The following is an 18159-nucleotide window of genomic DNA, read 5'->3' on the forward strand; positions in this document are numbered from 1 at the left end:
GGCCCCGCGCCCCTCGGGGGCGTTGCAGGCACCGCCTGCCACCTGGCTGCCGTAACTGCGGCATCGTCGTCGCGTGCGGACCGGTGGGGGCCGATCGCGCCCACGCGGCGGTAGCCGCATATCGACACAGCCCCGCGCCCCTAGGGGGTTGCCGTCGTCCTGGCTGCGGGCAGTCGTGCCGCTGAGGCGATGGGGGTCCCCCCGCTCGAGCGAAGCCGAGAGTGGGGGGAGGGTGGGCGCTGCGGCACCCCCGTCACCTGCGGCGGCGCAGTGCCCGTCCCACGACGATCGCCGACGCCACGACCAGCGCGGCGGCGGGGGCCGCCCAGCGCAGGGTGCTGTGCGGGGCGACGGTCTGCGGCGCGGGGACCGGCGCGTACCGCCCGCGCGGCGGGGCGTGGTCGACCTCCTCCGCACTGCGCCCGATCATCGTGCGGCGCGCGTGCGCGGCCTCGGCGGGGGGCTCGCCGGACTCGACCGGCTCCGTGGCCCCAGGGGACTCCGTGGACTCCGCCGGCTCCGGGGCCTCCGTGGGTTCGGCCGGCTCAGCGGGCTCGATCGGCTCGGCGAAGTCGTCGAGGCCCTCGTCCAGCCCCGGGGGCGGGATCTCGGCCTCGAACACGGTCATCGCGGGGTCCTCACCGGACTCGGAGGGCTCGCCGGGCTCGCCGGGCTCGCCGGGCTTCTCGGGCCCTTCCTCCGCTACGGCGTCCCCCTCCGGCCCCTCCGACAAGGCGCCCTCGGCCCCCTCGGCCGCCCCCGCCCCCAGCTTCTCCGCGAACCGGCCGAGCAGGCGCGTCACCGCCGCCCCCACCTGTTCCTCGGGCAGCTGGGTGACCCGGCCGTGCGCCGACGCCGTGCCCTCGAAGCGGAGGGTCGTGCCGGTGTCGGCCTCGCGCAGCCGCAGCAGCAGCGTGAGTTTCACGGTTCCGCCGCCGCGGGCCTCGGTGGCGTCGCCCTCCACGGCGTACGCCCCGTCCTCGCGCACGGAGACCCGTACGACCCCCCGGTAGGTGATGGTGTGGCCGCCGATCCGGACCTTCAGCCGCCCGGCGACGGGCTCGGCCCCGGCGTCCTGCTGGAGCCCGGGCACCGCGCGGGCCACCTGGGCGGGGTCGGCGAGGGCCGCCCTGAGCCGCTCGGCGGGAACGGGAACGAACACCTCTTGCTCCATAGGGCCGGAGCCTACCCAGCGGTCGCGGGAACGCACCCGGCGAAACAGTGATTCGCCCGCGCCGCCCCGCCCGCGCCGCCCCGCCCGCGCCCCCTCAGTAGCGCGGATGCACCAGCGTCGAGGGCGGCACCCCCGCCACCCGGGTGCGCTGGGCCGCCCGCGCGTCCGCCAGGAGGCCCGCCTGGGTGAGGGTGTGCGGGCGTTCGTCGGGATCGAGGCGCAGGGGCGGGCGGGTGCCGGGGGCGGCCAGGACGAAACCCCAGTCGTCGGGGGCGCGCTCGCGGCCGGCGGCGCGGACGTCGACGCGGTAGGGCACGGTGTGCAGTCCGGCCGCCCGCAGGGTCGCCTCGACCGTCCAGAAGGCCCGGTGCCGGCCGGTGACCGGCCCGGCGTGCACGGCGAGCCGCCCGCCGGGGGCCAGGGCGCGCCGGGCGAGGACGTAGAACTCCTGGGAGTACAGCTTGCTGCTCGCGGTGACATCGGGGTCGGGCAGGTCCGCGAGCACGACGTCGTACGCCGTCGGGGGCTCCCCGCGCAGCCAGTGGAAGGCGTCGGCCGTGACGACACGGACGCGGGGGTCGTCGTAGACGTGGCCGTTGAGGCGGGTCAGGGCGGGGTCGGTGCGGGCGAGGCGGACCAGGCCGGCGTCGAGTTCGACGACGTCGACGCGGTGCACGCCGGGGAGGGTGAGGGCCTCGCGGGCGGCGAGGCCGTCGCCGCCGCCGAGGACGAGCACGCGCGCGTGGGGCCCGTTCATCGCGGGGTGGACGAGCGCCTCGTGGTAGCGGCGTTCGCCGCCGCCGACCCGGAAGCGGCCGTCGAGGTAGAGGTCGAGGGGGCGGCCGTGGGTGCCGCCGGTGAGGACGACCTCCTGGACGCCGGTCCGCACCGCGACCCGTACGTCGGCGCCGTAGACCGCCTGGCGCGCGGCCCGCTCGAAGTCGTCGACGAGGACGGCGGCGGAGCCGAGGACGCCGATCACGGTGACACCGGCGACCGGCAGCAGCCAGCGGGCGCGGCGGCTGAGGTCGCGGCGGAACAGGCCGAGGACGAGGGCGCCCCCGGCGACGACGTTGACCGCGCCGGTCAGCAGGGAGCTGGTCAGCTGGCCGCAGAACGGCAGCAGCAGGAAGGGGAAGGCGAGGCCGCCGACGAGCCCGCCGACGTAGTCCGCGGCGAACAGGTCGGCGACGGCGCCGCCCGCGTCCTGGCGGCGGACGCGCTGGATGAGCTCCATGAGGAGGGGGACCTCGGCGCCGATGAGCAGACCGATGGCGAGGGAGAAGGCGACGAGGAGGACGCGCGGGCCGTCGGCCCACAGTCCGCCCCAGTCACCCGTCCAGGCGAACACCGCGTACAGCACCATCGCGCTGCAGCCGCCGACCAGGGCGAGGACCGCCTCCAGGGCGCCGAAGCCGGCCGCGGCGAACCGGCGGAGCCGTTTGGCCGCGAGGGAGCCGATGCCCATCGCGAAGACCATCACGGACAGCACCACGGAGGCCTGGGTGACCGAGTCGCCCATCAGATAGGAGGCGAGGGCGACGAGTTCGAGCTCGTAGACGAGACCGCAGGCCGCGCAGACGAACACGCACGCGAGGACCAGGAACCGCCCGACGTCCGGCCGGACGGGCAGCCGCGCGGGGCCGCGCCAGGGCGGTGGGGCACCGGGCGGGGCGGGCGCGTGCGGTTCGATCACGGTGCGACGTTACGTTACCGGGCTGTTCCGCCCGGCCGTCGTCCGGACACCGACCCTCGTTCTCGTCGCCACCAACTGCCCGTCCTGCGGATACGCGTGCCAGGTGCGCCAGTGGACCTGGCCCTCGTGGCGCTGGGCGAGGAGGGCGGTGAACGCGTGCGGGCTGCCCGGGAAGACGCCCGCCAGGCCGTTCGGATGGTCGGACACCAGGGCGAGGAGTTCCTGGGCGCGGGCGGCGAACTGGCCCGGCGTCAGCACCTCGACGCGCGCCGCGAACTCGTACTCCCAGTCGCCCACCCGTTTGGCCACCCCCAGCGGGAGCGGGGTGCTGCTGCCGGGGATGCAGGCCACCGTCTCCGAGCAACAGCCCTGCTCGTCCTCGAGCAGCACCTGGTGCGAGGCTCCCAGCAGTCTCAACTGGAGCTTCGTTCCGGACAGTTCGAGGTCGAGCGTGGCGAGGGCGGGCAGCGGCTCACGCCCCAGGGCCCAGGCGAGGTCGGCCGCGCGCGTGTCGGTGTAGGAGGTGTTCAGGGTCGTGAGCATGGATCGGCTCCGCGAAGACGCAAGGAGGGAGGGCAGGTGGCGCACCCCGGTAGACCTTGTAGACCCGGTAGACACCGGGAGATCGGCCCCGGCCGGCCCGGTCGTGAAGGGCGTCCGCGCGGGACGTCCGTCGGTGTCCGAGGGGCTGCGTTGGCGATTTAGAGGGAATCATGAACAGTGGCGACGCCACAGCGTTTTTACCCAACTTCGTGGGGTTTCCATCCCTCAGGGGGCTCCACAGCTCAATTGTTCAACCACGGCGCGCGCCGGACAGGCCGGGCGTACGCCCCCCGAAGCCCCCTCCCCGGCATGGTGCGACCGCGGGGCGCCCTGGTCAGGGGCGGGCCCCGCGGTCCGGATGCGGCTCCCCCCTGGGGGAGCTCAGCTGCCCCGTGTCAGCTGCCTCCACCGCATCCGCCGCCTCCGCCGCCTCCGCCGCACGACGAACCGCCGCCGCCGCAGGACGACCCACCGCCGCCCCCGCAGGACGAACCGCCACCGCAGGAGTGACCCGAGTGGCCGCCGGAGTCGCCCGAATGGCCGGAATGACCCGAGTGGTGGCCGGACGATCCGCTGTCGCCGCCGAACACCCACCAGCTCGCGGCGGCGGCGTCGGCGCCGCTGCTGGAACCACTGCTGGAACCACTGCTGGAACTACCGCTGGAACTGCTGCCGGTCCTGCTGACGGCCCTGCTGCCGGAGTGGCCGCGGCTCGCCGAGCCGCCGCTGTACGACCGCACCGGACGGCCGTAGGGGTGCCTGCGCCTGCCGCTCCTGCGGCGGGCGTTGACGACGAGCACCGCCACGAAGAGCACTGCGATCACCGCCAGGATGATGCCGACGACCATGGCGTCACCCTCCTTCCGAATCCCCCGAAGCGGCCCCCCGTGGGCGCCTCGCGCAGGGCCCGAGCGCCTGCGTGAACGGGGGATGCCCTCCCGTCCCACCCGCCAAAGCACACTTGAGGAACTCCAGAGCTTCGGCGCAGGATGAACGGCATGACCTCCAGCTCACGCCCCTTGCTCAACCGCCGCCTCGCCGAATTCGGGACGACGATCTTCGCCGAGATGTCCGCCCTGGCGGCGGCGACCGGATCCATCAACCTCGGGCAGGGCTTCCCGGACACCGACGGCCCGGAGGAGGTCCGTGAGGCGGCGGTGCGGGCGCTGCGGGACGGCCGCGGCAACCAGTACCCGCCGGGCCCGGGCGTCCCCGAGCTGCGCACGGCGATCGCCGCGCACCAGGCCCGCCGCTACGGTCTGTCCTACGACCCCGACACCGAGGTCCTGGTCACCGCGGGCGCCACGGAGGCCATCGCCGCCACCCTGCTGGCCCTGCTGGAGCCGGGCGACGAGGTGGTGGCCCTGGAGCCGTACTACGACTCCTACGCGGCCTGCATCGCCATGGCGGGCGCCACACGCGTGCCGGTCACCCTGCGCCCGGACCCGGAGCACGCCCGCTTCCGCCTCGACCTGGACGAGCTGCGCGACGCGCTCACCGACCGCACCCGCCTCCTCCTGATCAACACCCCGCACAACCCGACCGGCACGGTCCTCACCCGCGAGGAGCTGACCGCGATCGCCGCGCTGGCGGTGGAACGGGACCTGCTGGTCGTCACGGACGAGGTGTACGAGCACCTGGTGTTCGACGAGGCGGAACACATCCCGCTGGCCACCCTCCCCGGCATGCGCGAGCGCACGGTGACGATCGGCTCCGCCGGCAAGACGTTCTCCTTCACTGGCTGGAAGGTCGGCTGGGTGACCAGTACCCAGGAACTCGTAACCGCCGCCCGAACGGCCAAGCAGTACCTGACCTACGTCAGCGCGGGCCCCTTCCAGTACGCGATCGCCGAAGCGCTGCGCCTGCCGGACGCGTACTTCGACAACTTCCGCGCCGACCTCCGCCGCAAGCGCGACCTGCTCGGCGACGGCCTGCGCGCGGCCGGCTTCGAGGTCTACCAGCCTCAGGGCACGTACTTCATCACCACCGACATCACGCCCTTCGGCGAAAAGGACGCCTACGCCTTCTGCCGCGCCCTCCCCGAACGCTGCGGCGTCGTCGCCATCCCCAACTCCGTCTTCTACGACGACCCCGACGCCGGCCGCAGCCAGATCCGCTTCACCTTCTGCAAGAGCGACGACGTTCTCCACGAGGCGGCCAGTCGGCTACGACGCCTGGCTTTCTGAGCTCAGCGAAGACCCACACGGCCATGAGGGCACATCGCGTTGCTCCCCGGTCGCGATGAGGGAATAGCCGGTTGCGCATCGCCGGCAGCCAGCGCCACGGGCCGTGTCCCAGGGCCTGGACGCCACTCGGATGCCGGGCCCCAGGTTCGCATTATTTGCTGACAGCGAAGCGCATCAGAGCATGCTCGTCACCCTGCTTGATCTTCCCCGTCACATTGATCACTTCGAGTTGCCACGTCTCACCGACCCGCATCGCCTTGGCTACGGCGCAGCCGTTGTCCTGGGTGAGCAGGCTGGGCCAGATGTCGGCGACCTGCTGAGAGCTTCCCCCCGTCGCGTCGTAGACCTTGAAGCTGATGTTGCGCGCCTTCTGGAAGGAACTGCCCTTCTTGTACGCGGCGGCGACGAACACGATCGACGTGATGTTGGGCGGCACCCGGGCGAACTCAACGGTCACGGTCTCGTCGTCCCCGTCCCCGCGTCCCGTCTGGTTGTCGCCACTGTGGACCAGCGAGCCGTTGCCCATAGGGTCCAGCGAGTCGAGACCCGCGAGGCGCACCGGGTCCCCGCCCTGCATGGCGATGGCGATCAGGTCGAGGTCGGTGCCGGTCTTACGGCGCAGCTTGCCCAGCACCCCGCCACTGCTGCCAGCCGTGGGATCCCAGGAAACCCCGATGGACAGGTGGGTCACTCCGTCCAGGTCTGCCGGACCGTCTTCCTTGGTGAGCGTGATCATGCGTGGATCATCCTTTGGTCAAAGGGACTACACCACGGAGAGTCTGCCTGGCGCCTCAGTGGTTCCATGCGACGGGTCCCAAGTCGGCGCGCACGAGCGGATCGGGACGAGAACGGGTTCGGTCGCGCGGGTCGCCGAGACGCTTGCTGGAGGGCGAAAGCCCTTGCCCAACCGGGTGCGGCAAGCACCGGGAGCCCTTCGTCAGCGGGCGTCTGCCTCAGGCTCCGGGCCCGGGAGTTCGTCGAGGTCGAGGGTGAAGGGTCGAGACGACCTCGGAGGTCAGCAGGACGTCCTCGAAGCTGTAGCGCTTGCCCTCCCGGCGGGCGTCCTCGCGAAGGATCGCCAGATCAGGCGCGGAGTTCTCGTCGGCGGGAAAGTCGATGTACACGTCGGAGGTGACCTTCGCGTGACGGCCGGCCGAGGGTGAGAGCGGAGTCGATCTGCATCGATCGGATGGTGCTGGAGTGCTCTTCGCTCCGCGGAGTCATGATCACCTTTCCGTCGGCACCGAACAGGACCGTGTACCCCTTGGGGAACTCGGTGTGCACGATCGCGTCGACGCTCATGGATGGCTCCTTCCCCTGTGCGGTCAGGATACGGCGGACAGCGCCGTATCACCGAGCCCGGCGGTACGGCCGTGAATCGGTCCGGACAGGTTCTGCGGCGCCACGGCTCCGTCGTCCGGTGGCGACAAGGCCGCTTCAGGGGGACGGCCAGGGGTGTCGTTCGGGGCCGGAGCACAGGCGGCGGCCAGGAGAGCGCGAGGCGAGCGCTGATGCCATGGGACCGTGCACCACGGGACGCGAACAACGGCCCGCTCACCGGCGGTACTGGAGATGTCCCTCGTGGGCCTGTTACGCAACCCGTAAATAGGTGTACGAACGAGGAGTCGGCTGGGTCACGGCGGCGCCCGGCCTGGTCACGGCGGTGCGCTCGGCGAAGCAGTTCCTGACGTACGTGGCGTCGGGCCCGTTCCAGTACGCGGTCGCCGAGGCTCTCGCCCTCCCCGACACCTACTTCGACGCCTTCCGCGCGGACATGCTGGCCAAGCGCGACCTGCTGGCGGCGGGCCTGACGGACGCGGGCTTCTCGGTCTTCCGCCCGGCCGGCACCTACTTCGTCACCACCGACATCCGCCCCCTCGGCGAGAGTGACGGCTTCGCCTTCTGCCGCTCCCTGCCCGAGAGCGCGGGCGTGGTCGCCATCCCCAACGCGGTCTTCTACGACCACCGCGAGCAAGGCGCGCCTTTTGTTCGATTTGCTTTCTGCAAGCGGACAGGCGTGCTGGAGGAGGCCGTATCCCGGCTCAAGTCGCTGGCCGCGTAACAGCCGTATGGTCTGGGTTCGTCCGTGGACCTCAGCCCCCCCGCATCGGAAGAGTCACGTGTCAGCAGACACCATCGCGACGCATGGCCATGACGCCGGCAAGCGCTTCGGCGACACGAAACTGCACATCGCCCTCCTCCGGCACGGTCTCCCCTCTCACTCCGGTCGGCCTGGCACCTGCATCGTCTGCGGTGCAGGTGCCAGGTCCGCTCCGCCTTCTGGATCGGTGCTGGACATCATGACCGGATGCCAGGAGTGCTCAGGTGTCGTAGACGGTGGAGCGATGCCCGACGTGTACGACCCACACCACCAGCTCGCCGTTGTCGATTGTGTAGATCACGCGGTAGTCGCCCACCCGTAGGCGGCGCCGGTCGGGCTGGGAGACAAGGGCCGTGGTGCTGAACCCCATCGGGTCGCTCTCCAACTCAGTCAGCTTGGCCAGAATGCGGAGGGCCATGTCTCGCGGGACCTTGCGGAGTTCGGCCTGAGCCTCGGCTCGGAAGACGGTGCGGTACTCACTCACTGCGCGCCAGCGTCTCCCTCATGATGTCCTCGATCGGGATGCCGGGTGTCGGGTTGGTCATGCGCTCGTCGATGATCCGGTTGATCTCGCGCTCTTCCCACTCCTGGTATTTGCGCAGCACCTCGATGGACACCACGGCGGCGACCTGCTTGCCGCGCCGGGTGATCACGGTAGGCACGTCGTCCCGGTCGGCCCGCTCCACGACCTCGGCCAGGTGCGCCCGGACATCGCGGATGGACTCTATGGGCATGGGTTGCGTCATGCGCCCAAGGGTACCGAGTGCTCCATGTGTACACAACAGCTCACTGCTACTCGAGGGTGTAGACCTGTGGCCCGCACGCGAGTGAGTGCGAGAACGAGGAGTGGGCTGGGTTATGGCCACCCCGAATCCGGTGGCCGCGGTCCGCTCGGCGAAGCAGTTCCTGACGTACGTCGCCTCCGAGCCCTTCCAGTACGCCGTTGCCGAGGCCCTGCGCCTGCCCGACTCGCACTTCGCGGACTTCCGCGCGGACATGCCCGCCAAACGGGACCTGCTCGCGGGCGGCCTGGAGCAGGCAGGCTTCAAGGTCTTCCGCCCCGGCCGGCACATATTTCGTCACCACCGACATCCGCCCTCTCGGCGAAAGCGACGGCTTCGCCTTCTGCCGCTCCCTGCCCGAGCGCGCGGGTGTCGTCGCCATCCCCAACGCGGTCTTCTACGACCATCGCGAGGCGGGCGCCCCCTTCGTACGGTTCGCGTTCTGCAAGCAGGTGAGCGTGCTGGAGGAGGCGGTGACCCGCCTGAAGGCACTGACGGGCTGAGCGGGCGCCTACGCCACTCCCGTCCACAGGCTGTGGACGGCCCAAGGGCCTGCGCGAGTACTCGGACCAGGTCCGCAAGGACCAGACGCACGGCGCGGACATCGAGCGGGGCCATCACCGAGGTCAAGAACGAGCTGTCGACCATCAAGGGGCTGCCTTCCACGGCCAGGTGCGCTCAACACAGTCGTGCCGTACGGCGTATGCTGCTGGGCCGCCCTTCTCAATGGCACGGTGGATCGCGTCACCGTGAGTGATCCACTCCTCATCCGGAACGTCCTGCCCGTCGCCAGGAAAGACGTCCCCGATGCGGTGAACCGTCCACCCGCACGCCCTTGGCCCTTCCGCGACTCGACATCGTGCTCGCCCTGGTCGAACGGCACTACCCGCACGGTGATGTGAGGTTCCGTCCGGGTCCTGAGCAGTCGCGCCAACTGCTCCCGCATCACCGCCTGCCCGCCGACCAGGCGCCGGAGCACCGCCTCGTCGAGGACCACCCACAGCTCGGGACGGTCGGGTGTGCCGAGGCGCTCCTGTCGTCCCATGCGAGGGCGACCCGCTCCTCCAACTGCTCTTCGCTGCCGAGTGTCCGACCGACGCTCAGCACCGCCCGCGCATAGTCCTCCGTCTGCAACAAGCCGGGCACCACATGAGCCGCGTACTGCCTGATGGCCACCGCCCGCGCCGCGTACTCCATGAACCTCCGCGACCAGTCCGGAAACGCCTCCCGGTACACGTACGGCCACAACTCGACCAGTAGATCGTCCACGCCGAGGGCCGCATCCAGGGCCCTCGCCAGCTCCAACGTCGGCTTCGCCCCGGACGCCCGCTCGATCTGCGTGATCCGCGTGCTCACCACGTGTGTCCTGTCGCCGAGTTCGGCCTGCGTCAGCCCGGCCGCTGTACGGAGCCTGCGCACGCGCGAGCCAGCGTGACCGCGTCCACGCCGTTGGATGCCTCGCCGAGCACGGTGAAGCCGGGCGCGGATTCGAACATGCCGCGCAGACCGTCCCGTACCACGGGATGGTCGTCGACGATGAGGAGGGAGATCACGGCACCTTCGGTCACGGCGACACTCATGTCATCGGTCATGGCGCACCAACGGTACGCGGGCCGACACCGCCGTGCCGTACCCCGGTTCGGACTCGACGGTGAGCGAGCCCGCGATGCGTTCGGCGCGGGCGCGCATGCCGTCGAGGCCGAAGCCGGCGGTGCCGGTGCGTTCGGGCAGTGTCAGCGAGTCGAAGCCCCGGCCGTCGTCGCGCACGTCCACGGTGACCTCGCCGTCCATGAAGCTGAGCGTGACACCGACGCGGGAGGCGGAGGCGTGCTTTGACGCGTTGGCCAGGGCCTCCTGGGTGATCCGCAGGAGGGTCGCCGACACCTCTCCATGGAGGTGCTCCACCGTGCCCGTGAGCGTGAACTCGGCGCGTACGCCGTTCTGTTCGGCCCACTGGGCGACCGACTTCCGCAGGGCCTGCGGCAACCCGTCGTGCGCCAGGGCCACGGGTGCGAGATTCCGCACTGAGCGGCGGGCCTCGCCGAGACTGTGGCGGGCAAGGTCGGCGGCACAGTTCACGTGCTCGTGGGCAGCCGCCGGGTCGGGCGTGTTCGCGACGACCTGGAGCTGGGCGATGATGCCGGTAAGGCCCTGCGCGATGGTGTCGTGGATCTCCGCGGCCAGCCGCCTGCGCTCGTCGGCGATACCCGCTTCCCTCGCCTGAACAAGGAGTTGGGCGTGCAGAGCGGCGTTCTCGTCGAGAGCCTGCTCAAGGGCGGCGTTGGTGCGTTCGAGTTCGGCGATGGTGGCGGCCCGGGCGCGGGACCGTTCCTCCTCCTGCGCGGAGAGGTTGCTGACCACCGTCAGCAGCACGTTGTTGGCCACCAGCAGCCCGGCGAACACCGCCCATTGCGCTCCACTCCGAAACGGCATTCCACCGGCCTGCGAACCCGCCACGGCCACAGAGCAGGCGAACGGCCCGATCCGCCACCAGCGTTTCCCCCCGGGAAGCAGCTTGTCGGCGTCGAAGTAGCCGGTGACCGCGTAGAACGCGAAGAACGGGTTCAGCCACGTGAGCGCAAAACCGATCGCCCAGCGCACGGTGTAGTACGCCGCCCCGGCGGGCGTCGGGCCGGGGCGCGTCCGTCCGGCCCGGCCCCACCACAGCTGAAGCGCGAGCGCCGCGAGCACCAGCACCGCGGGCGCGTTCCGTTCGGCCGTGCTCGGCATCAGCTCGGCGGTAGCCATCGACAGGAGCGTGGCAATGGCGAGCAGCCCGTACGGCCCCCACCTGCGGAGCAGTTCCCAGCGCCGCTCGATGTCCGTGTCCGCCGCCGTCATTCCCCCAGTCTGCACGGACGGCTTCCTACTCCCACCGGAACCAGCGCGTGGCCGCAGCCGAGAGGACGATCGCCCACGCGGCGAGGATGCCCAGGTGGGACGAGGCGGGCCAGTCGCCCGCCGCTGCCTGGTCAAGGGCGCGGGCGGCGGCGCCGAAGGGGGTGAACCCGACTGCGCGGACGAGGACATCCGGCATCACCTGCACGGGCACCCAGACACCCGCGCAGAACATCATCGGGAAGAACACCGCGGAGCCGACCGCGGTCGCGATCTTCGCGGTGCGGGACAGCGCTGCCACAAGGGCTCCCATCGCCAGGGCGGCGGCAACAGCGAGTAGCAGTGCCAGGACGTATCCGCAGGGCTGATCCGGCAGCCGTACGTCGAAGGCGAGCCACCCCACCGCCAGCGACAGCAGCGCCGACACCAGGGCTGCGGCGCCGTGCAGGGCCATCTGCGCTGACAGCAGGGCGGGCGGGCGTACCGGGGTCGCCGACATACGGCGCAGGATGCCGCGCTCGCGGTAACCGGTGACGACGGGTGGCATCGCCTGGATTCCGGCCACGATCAGGGCGATCAGCACGGTCACGGGCACGTACGTGTCGATGAGCCGGATGCCGCCGAGGTCGTCGTTGGCCTTCCGGAACGGCGGGACGCAGCCAAGAACCGCCAGCAGCAGAGGCGGGAACCCCAGGATCCAGAAGAGGTTGCCGGGCTCGCGGAGAAAAAGCCGGACCTCGGCTCGCAGGACTGCGCTGTGGGGGGGGAGGCGGCACGGGTGGCGGTCATGGTGCGGCTCCGGTCCGGCTGTCCCGTGGTAGGTGCGTCGTACATCAGGTCGTCGTCAGGTCGAGGAAGGCGTCGTCCAGCGTGGCGCCGGTGACGCGGAGCTGGTGCGCGGTGATGCGGTGCCGGGCGAGGAGCGAGATGACCGCGTCGACGGTCTCGTCGGTTCCGCCGAGCGTGATCCGGCTGTCCTTGTGCTCGACGGACGCGAGCGCGGGCAGCGAGGCCAGTTCCTCGTCGTCGAGCGGCGCCGACGGCGTGAACGAAATGACGGTGGAGCCCGCCGCACGGCCGATCAACCCGCGGGGCGTGTCGAGCGCGGCGATCCGCCCCTTGTTGATCAGTAAGACCCGGTCGCACAGGTGCTGCGCCTCCTCCATGAAGTGCGTGACGAGCAGGACGGTGACGCCGCCTGCGCGAACGTCCTCGATGAGCTGCCAGGTGTCACGGCGAGCGCGCGGGTCCAGCCCGCTCGTGAGCTCGTCGAGCACAACGATCCTCGGGTTCCCGATCAGCGCGAGCGCGATGAACAGACGCTGCTTCTGGCCGCCGCTGAGCCTGGCGAACCGGGTGGTGAGCTGCCCTGTGAGGCCCAGGCGTTCGACAAGCAGACGCCAGTCCGCGGGGCTCGGGTACAGGGCGGCGTACAGCTCCAGTGCCTCACGCACGGTGAGTTTGGGCTGCAGTTCGCTCTCCTGGAGCTGGGCGCCGAGGACACGCGTCACCGCCTCGTGATCGTCGACCGGGTCGAGCCCCGCCACACGGATCCGGCCCGCGTCAGGGACGCGCAGTCCCTCGACGCACTCGACGGTGGTGGTCTTGCCGGCGCCGTTCGGACCGAGGATCCCGAAGATCTCGCCCTCGTCGACGACAAAGGAGACACCGTCGACGACGGCCCGTCCGCCGTAGGACTTCCGCAGGTCACTGACTTCGACGACAGGACCGCGGGCCGTCGTGCTCACGCTCGCCATGCTCATGCGTCGAGCGTCACCCGTGGGCCGGGGCTGAGGCATCACCCATCACGCTCGAAGCGGCATCAGCCGATCGGTTGATGCGGCAGCTGAAGGAGGCGGTGCCCGCCTGAAGCGCTCGCGGGCTGAAAACGGCAGGCGGCACCGTCCACAGGCTGTGGACGGTGCCGCGCCGTGACGGACGGGCCGGTCGCGACCTACTCGTCGCCCTCCTCGGGCCCGCCGTCCGTGTCGTCGACTTCCTTCTCCAGGCCCAGCTGCTCCACCAGCCACTTGTCGAACTCGATGGCCGCGCGCACCCAGCTCACCGTCGAGGAGACGAACAGCTCGATGTTCACGCCGGCGCCGATCAGCAGCTGCGCCTCGCCGATGAGGCGGACGGTGCCGTCGTCGTGGGTGTGCGTGTAGACCTTGGGCCACAGGGTGCGCCGGTTCCAGTCGTCGATCGCCTCCAGCAGCTGCTGCTTGTCGTCGATCTGGTGGGGCCGGTCGTAGAACGTCCGCACCGAGTAGACCGCCTGGTCACCCTCGCCGCGGAACATGAAGTACGTACGGAACTCCTCCCACGGCGCCGCGAGGTCACCCTCGTCGTCGACGACGTACTTCAGCTCCATCTGGTCGAGGAGCTGCTTCACGAGGTCCTGATCCGGGACTACGGGGCCCGCCGGTCCCTGGGGCTGCGGCTCGGGCTGCTGGCCCCCGAAGTTCGGAATCGAGGACGGGTCGATGGACATACTTGAAGACTCCTGCGGTCGTCTGGCTCGCCGGCCGTCACTGCGACCGCGCGTATACGTCCCACCCTCTCTCTCTTGGCCCCCGGGCGGCAACCTGCCTCGGCGGCGGGCCGACTCTGCGTGACGGATCAACGACGAGTGCGCCGGAATCCCGGCCCCTTGGGCCCCGTGTCGCGGCTGATGCGCTGAACGGCCAGAACTCGTTTCATACGACATCCCTCCCGGCCGGAGGAACGGGCTGACCCGCCGGGAGGTTACGTCAAACACCGCTTATCGACTCGATACTCACCCTGCGGCGGAAACGCTCGGGGTCACAGCGTCTTGCCGGTCGCCGGCCCCACGAGCAGGCCCTCGCCGAAGGCGTCCACGCGGACCGTGTCGCCGTCCTTGACCTCGCCGGAGAGGATCTCCTTGGCGAGGCGGTCGCCGATGGCCGTCTGGACCAGGCGGCGCAGGGGGCGGGCGCCGTAGGCGGGGTCGTTGCCCTCGTCGGCGAGCCAGGCGAGGGCCGCGTCGCTGACCTCCAGGGTGAGGCGGCGGTCGGCGAGGCGGCGGGCGAGGCGGTCGATCTGGAGGCGGGCGATCCGGCCCAGCTCGTCCTTGGACAGGGCCGAGAAGACGACCAGGTCGTCGAGGCGGTTCAGGAACTCCGGCTTGAAGGAGGCACGGACCACCTCCAGGACCTGTTCCTTCTTCTCCGCCTCCGTGGAGACCGGGTCGACCAGGTACTGGCTGCCCAGGTTGGAGGTCAGGACGAGGATCGCGTTGCGGAAGTCGACCGTGCGGCCCTGGCCGTCGGTGAGGCGGCCGTCGTCGAGGACCTGGAGGAGGACGTCGAAGACCTCGGGGTGGGCCTTCTCGACCTCGTCCAGGAGTACGACGCTGTACGGGCGCCTGCGGACCGCCTCGGTGAGCTGGCCGCCCTCCTCGTAGCCGACGTAGCCGGGGGGCGCGCCGACGAGGCGGGCGACGCTGTGCTTCTCGCCGTACTCCGACATGTCGATGCGGATCATGGCCCGCTCGTCGTCGAAGAGGAAGTCGGCGAGGGCCTTGGCGAGCTCGGTCTTACCCACGCCGGTCGGGCCGAGGAAGAGGAAGGAGCCGGTCGGGCGGTCGGGGTCGGAGATGCCCGCGCGGGAGCGGCGTACGGCGTCCGAGACGGCCTGGACGGCTTCCGACTGGCCGATCAGACGGCGGCCCAGTTCGGCCTCCATGCGGAGCAGCTTCTGCGTCTCGCCCTCCAGGAGGCGGCCGGCCGGGATGCCGGTCCAGGCGGCGACGACGTCGGCGATGTCGTCGGAGCCGACCTCGTCCTTGACCATGGTGTCCTTGGCGCCCCCGCCGGAGGCGGAAGATGTCAACGCCTCCTCGGCCTCGGTGGCGGCCTCCAGGTCGCGTTCGAGGGCCGGGATCTCGCCGTACAGCAGCTTGCCGGCGGTGTCGAAGTCGGCCTCGCGCTGGGCGCGCTCGGCCTGGCCGCGCAGTTCGTCGAGCTTCTCCTTCAGCTCGCCGACCCGGTTGAGGGACTGCTTCTCCTTCTCCCAGCGGGCGGTCAGGCCCCGCAGCTCCTCCTCCTTGTCGGCGAGGTCGCGGCGCAGCTTCTCCAGGCGGTCGCGGGAGGCGGCGTCGGTCTCCTTGCCGATGGCCAGCTCCTCCATCTTCAGCCGGTCCACGGACCGCTGGAGCTCGTCGATCTCGACGGGGGACGAGTCGATCTCCATACGGAGGCGGGAGGCGGCCTCGTCAACGAGGTCGATGGCCTTGTCGGGCAGGAAGCGGGAGGTGATGTACCGGTCGGAGAGGGTCGCGGCCGCGACCAGCGCGCTGTCGGCGATCTGGACCTTGTGGTGGGCCTCGTAGCGGCCCTTGAGCCCGCGCAGGATGGCGATGGTGTCCTCGACGCTCGGCTCGGCGACCAGGACCTGCTGGAAGCGGCGCTCCAGTGCGGGGTCCTTCTCGATGCGCTCGCGGTACTCGTCGAGCGTGGTCGCGCCGACCATGCGCAGCTCACCGCGGGCGAGCATCGGCTTCAGCATGTTGCCGGCGTCCATGGCGGAGTCGCCGCCGGCACCCGCGCCGACGACCGTGTGCAGCTCGTCGATGAAGGTGATGATCTGGCCGTCGCTCTCCTTGATCTCGGCGAGGACGGTCTTCAGGCGCTCCTCGAACTCGCCCCGGTACTTCGCCCCGGCGACCATCGCGCCGAGGTCGAGCGCGACGAGCCGCTTGTCCTTCAGGGACTCCGGCACGTCCCCCTTGACGATCCGCTGGGCGAGTCCCTCGACGACGGCGGTCTTGCCGACGCCGGGCTCGCCGATGAGGACGGGGTTGTTCTTCGTACGGCGGGAGAGGACCTGCACGACGCGGCGGATCTCCTGGTCCCTGCCGATGACCGGGTCGAGCTTGCCGTCGCGGGCGGCGGCGGTGAAGTCGGTGCCGAACTTCTCCAGGGCCTTGTACTGGCCCTCGGGGTCGGCGGTGGTGACCCGGCGGCCGCCGCGGGCCTTCTTGAAGGCGTCCTGCAGCTTCTCCGGGCCGGCGCCGTGCCGGCCGAGCACGTCGGCGGCCTGGCCGCCCTTCGCGGCGGTGCCGATCAGCAGGTGCTCGGTGGAGAGGAACTCGTCGCCCAGTTCCTTGGCCCGCGCCTGCGCGTCGGCGATGACGGCGAGCAGCTCACGGTTGGGCTGCGGGGGCGCCACGGTGGAGCCGGTCACGCTGGGCAGACCGGCAAGGACGTGTTCGGCCCCCGCGCGGACGGCCGCCTGGTCTGCGCCGACCGCGGCGAGGAGGTCGACGATGTTCTCGTTGTCCTGGCCCTGGAGCAGCGCGAGCAGCAGATGGGCGGGGGTGAGATCGGGGTGCCCTGCGGACAGGGCCCTGTTGCTGGCCGCGTTGATCGCGTCCCGGCTCCGGTTGGTCAGCTCGGCGTCCACGTTCGCTGTCTCCTCCTGGCGTCAGCCTTCTCCTTTGTCTGACTGTGCCAGCGTACACAAAGTTGAGTCCATTCCGCTCAAGTTCAGGCGTCCGATTCCGCACCGGGTTCGGTGGCGGGCCGGCGGCCGGTTCGGTGGCCGGTTCGGTGGCGGGTTCGGTGGCGGGTTCCGCAGCGGCTAGATTCCGGGCACATGACCACCAACCCCCAGCTTCTCGACGCCGCGTACCTCGCCTTCTGGCGGGAACGCCATCTGTGCACGCTGACGACACCCCGGCCGGACGGAAGCCCGCACGTGGTGCCCGTCGGAGTGACATACGACCCGGAGCGCGGCCTGGCTCGGGTGATCGCGGACAAGGCGAGCAGGAAGGTGCGCAACGTCCTCGCGGCGGAATCCCAGGGCGCCCGGGTCGCGGTCTGCCAGGTGGACGGCCGCCGCTGGGCCACGCTGGAGGGCCGGGCGTACGTCCGCACCGAGCCGATGCGGGTCGCGGAGGCGGAGCGGCGCTATGCCGAGCGGTACGGCAGGACACCGCGGGTGAACCCGAGCCGGGTGGTGATCGAGATCGAGGTGGGCCGGGCGATGGGCCGCGGCTGACCCGGCCCCGGCTCCCGCGGGCCACGGCGGGCCGAAACCCGGCACCCCCGCAATACGGCGTTTTCCAGCCACGGCGCAAGCACTCCGATACTCGCCGATACGGGGAAATGTCCCCGGAAAACTGCAGCGGCGTCACCGTGTTCAGGTCACGGTGACGCCGCTGCGGGGGGAAGCACCTGAGGCGATCTGTTACGACGGGGGAATCGCGTCAGGCACTGCGGGGGGTGGCTGAGATGGTGTGCGGAGCGGCCTGGGGCGCCGGTTCCGCCAGCTGGTGGTCGCGCTGGTCCAGGTTCACGAAGATCATTCCGTACCGGATCGCGCACCGTACGGGCTGCGGCGCCCCCCGAGGGCGCCGCAGGCACCGGTAGGCCCGGACGTCGTCCTCCTCGTCCCGCGTGACGACCACCGGTTCTCCGAACACGGTCACCATCAACGAGTCACCGCTGTGGGGGATGGCGGTGACCAGGTCGATGAAGTGCCAGCCGGAGCGGTAGGCGGTGGCCATCTCGCGGCGGAAGGAGCGGTCGTCGGGCGGATTGGTCATGGTCAGGCCCACACACTGTCGTCAGTTCCGACAGGAGTGTCGCCGTCGGCCACGACGGACTCCGGCGTGGTCGCCCACACGCTGTCCGCCCGCATGTCACCCTTCGCGTCCGGGAGGCCACCCAGCGATCCGAAGGCCACAACGGCGGAGAAGGCGGCGACAAGCACCGAGCGAAGCATTCTCTTACCCATAGTCGGCTTCGTCCTCACTTGAAGGTCCCCTCTTCCCCCGTCGACTTAGACGATGGCTCATTCGGGCACGTCATGGCCAC

The 18159-nt window shown here is 70.9% G+C and carries 17 protein-coding genes and 4 pseudogenes; 4 read left to right on the forward strand and 17 right to left on the reverse strand.

Annotated features, from left to right (window positions below):
- Positions 1 to 253: 253 nt before the first annotated feature.
- From ACLZN2_RS39145 to ACLZN2_RS39160, 4 genes are all read right to left on the reverse strand, one after another.
- A complete protein-coding gene (locus ACLZN2_RS39145; protein WP_416984363.1) occupies positions 254 to 1174 on the reverse strand; it encodes an SRPBCC family protein in 921 nt (306 codons plus the stop codon).
- A gap of 94 nt (positions 1175 to 1268) precedes the next feature.
- A complete protein-coding gene (locus tag ACLZN2_RS39150; protein ID WP_416984364.1) occupies positions 1269 to 2870 on the reverse strand; it encodes a polyamine aminopropyltransferase in 1602 nt (533 codons plus the stop codon).
- Positions 2871 to 2879: 9 nt separating this feature from the next.
- Entirely contained in the window at positions 2880 to 3413 is a 534-nt protein-coding gene (locus ACLZN2_RS39155; RefSeq protein WP_416984365.1) for a DUF2617 family protein, read from the reverse strand.
- A gap of 395 nt (positions 3414 to 3808) precedes the next feature.
- Complete coding sequence (locus tag ACLZN2_RS39160; RefSeq protein ID WP_416984366.1) at positions 3809 to 4261, reverse strand: hypothetical protein; 453 nt, start codon at positions 4259 to 4261, stop codon at positions 3809 to 3811.
- Between the two features lie 141 nt (positions 4262 to 4402).
- On the opposite strand from ACLZN2_RS39160, the gene ACLZN2_RS39165 reads away from it, so the two are divergent.
- Positions 4403 to 5599: a pyridoxal phosphate-dependent aminotransferase gene (locus ACLZN2_RS39165; RefSeq protein WP_416984367.1), complete on the forward strand. Its 1197-nt coding sequence runs from the start codon at positions 4403 to 4405 to the stop codon at positions 5597 to 5599.
- Positions 5600 to 5750: 151 nt separating this feature from the next.
- Here ACLZN2_RS39165 and ACLZN2_RS39170 read toward each other — a convergent pair whose 3' ends face one another.
- Both ACLZN2_RS39170 and ACLZN2_RS39175 read right to left on the reverse strand, forming a co-directional pair.
- A complete protein-coding gene (locus ACLZN2_RS39170; RefSeq protein WP_416984368.1) occupies positions 5751 to 6335 on the reverse strand; it encodes a TerD family protein in 585 nt (194 codons plus the stop codon).
- Between the two features lie 217 nt (positions 6336 to 6552).
- Positions 6553 to 6723: a hypothetical protein gene (locus ACLZN2_RS39175; protein WP_416984369.1), complete on the reverse strand. Its 171-nt coding sequence runs from the start codon at positions 6721 to 6723 to the stop codon at positions 6553 to 6555.
- A gap of 500 nt (positions 6724 to 7223) precedes the next feature.
- On the opposite strand from ACLZN2_RS39175, the pseudogene ACLZN2_RS39180 reads away from it, so the two are divergent.
- A pseudogene (locus ACLZN2_RS39180) lies at positions 7224 to 7661 on the forward strand (aminotransferase class I/II-fold pyridoxal phosphate-dependent enzyme); the annotation flags it as partial.
- Positions 7662 to 7920: 259 nt separating this feature from the next.
- On the opposite strand, the gene ACLZN2_RS39185 reads toward ACLZN2_RS39180, so the two are convergent.
- Both ACLZN2_RS39185 and ACLZN2_RS39190 read right to left on the reverse strand, forming a co-directional pair.
- On the reverse strand, positions 7921 to 8184 hold the full coding sequence (locus ACLZN2_RS39185; protein ID WP_067256670.1) for a type II toxin-antitoxin system RelE family toxin: 264 nt from the start codon (positions 8182 to 8184) through the stop codon (positions 7921 to 7923).
- Positions 8177 to 8446 (reverse strand): type II toxin-antitoxin system Phd/YefM family antitoxin, encoded by a 270-nt coding sequence (locus ACLZN2_RS39190; protein WP_027734289.1) that lies wholly within the window; start codon positions 8444 to 8446, stop codon positions 8177 to 8179. The genes ACLZN2_RS39185 and ACLZN2_RS39190 overlap by 8 nt, the downstream gene beginning before the upstream one ends.
- A gap of 100 nt (positions 8447 to 8546) precedes the next feature.
- Between ACLZN2_RS39190 and ACLZN2_RS39195 the strand changes: the two are divergent.
- Positions 8547 to 8985 (forward strand): annotated as a pseudogene (locus ACLZN2_RS39195) (aminotransferase class I/II-fold pyridoxal phosphate-dependent enzyme); the annotation flags it as partial.
- Positions 8986 to 9335: 350 nt separating this feature from the next.
- Here the strand turns inward: ACLZN2_RS39195 and ACLZN2_RS39200 are convergent.
- From ACLZN2_RS39200 to clpB, 7 genes and pseudogenes are all read right to left on the reverse strand, one after another.
- Positions 9336 to 9937 (reverse strand): annotated as a pseudogene (locus tag ACLZN2_RS39200) (helix-turn-helix domain-containing protein); the annotation flags it as partial.
- Positions 9901 to 10074: pseudogene (locus ACLZN2_RS39205) on the reverse strand (response regulator transcription factor); the annotation flags it as partial. The pseudogenes ACLZN2_RS39205 and ACLZN2_RS39200, both read right to left, overlap by 37 nt.
- The gene (locus ACLZN2_RS39210; protein WP_416984370.1) at positions 10064 to 11323 is read right to left on the reverse strand and encodes a sensor histidine kinase; all 1260 of its coding nucleotides are present in this window, start codon (positions 11321 to 11323) and stop codon (positions 10064 to 10066) included. The pseudogene ACLZN2_RS39205 and the gene ACLZN2_RS39210, both read right to left, overlap by 11 nt.
- Before the next feature lie 25 nt (positions 11324 to 11348).
- The gene (locus tag ACLZN2_RS39215; RefSeq protein ID WP_416984415.1) at positions 11349 to 12068 is read right to left on the reverse strand and encodes an ABC transporter permease; all 720 of its coding nucleotides are present in this window, start codon (positions 12066 to 12068) and stop codon (positions 11349 to 11351) included.
- Between the two features lie 85 nt (positions 12069 to 12153).
- Complete coding sequence (locus tag ACLZN2_RS39220) at positions 12154 to 13083, reverse strand: ABC transporter ATP-binding protein (protein WP_416984371.1); 930 nt, start codon at positions 13081 to 13083, stop codon at positions 12154 to 12156.
- A 191-nt stretch (positions 13084 to 13274) separates the two neighbouring features.
- Positions 13275 to 13811 carry a YbjN domain-containing protein gene (locus ACLZN2_RS39225; RefSeq protein ID WP_416984372.1) on the reverse strand — a complete coding sequence of 179 codons (537 nt, stop codon included), beginning with the start codon at positions 13809 to 13811 and terminating at the stop codon, positions 13275 to 13277.
- Positions 13812 to 14122: 311 nt separating this feature from the next.
- Entirely contained in the window at positions 14123 to 16744 is a 2622-nt protein-coding gene (gene clpB / locus ACLZN2_RS39230; RefSeq protein WP_416984373.1) for an ATP-dependent chaperone ClpB, read from the reverse strand.
- A gap of 192 nt (positions 16745 to 16936) precedes the next feature.
- On the opposite strand from clpB, the gene ACLZN2_RS39235 reads away from it, so the two are divergent.
- Entirely contained in the window at positions 16937 to 17341 is a 405-nt protein-coding gene (locus ACLZN2_RS39235; protein WP_416984374.1) for a pyridoxamine 5'-phosphate oxidase family protein, read from the forward strand.
- Between the two features lie 208 nt (positions 17342 to 17549).
- On the opposite strand, the gene ACLZN2_RS39240 is transcribed toward ACLZN2_RS39235, so the two are convergent.
- Both ACLZN2_RS39240 and ACLZN2_RS39245 read right to left on the reverse strand, forming a co-directional pair.
- Positions 17550 to 17888, reverse strand: a complete 339-nt coding sequence (locus ACLZN2_RS39240) for a hypothetical protein (protein ID WP_416984375.1) — start codon at positions 17886 to 17888, stop codon at positions 17550 to 17552.
- A gap of 2 nt (positions 17889 to 17890) precedes the next feature.
- Entirely contained in the window at positions 17891 to 18097 is a 207-nt protein-coding gene (locus ACLZN2_RS39245) for a hypothetical protein (protein WP_416984376.1), read from the reverse strand.
- Positions 18098 to 18159: the final 62 nt, after the last annotated feature.

Source organism: Streptomyces sp. T028, from assembly GCF_048159505.1.
GTDB lineage: Bacteria > Actinomycetota > Actinomycetes > Streptomycetales > Streptomycetaceae > Streptomyces.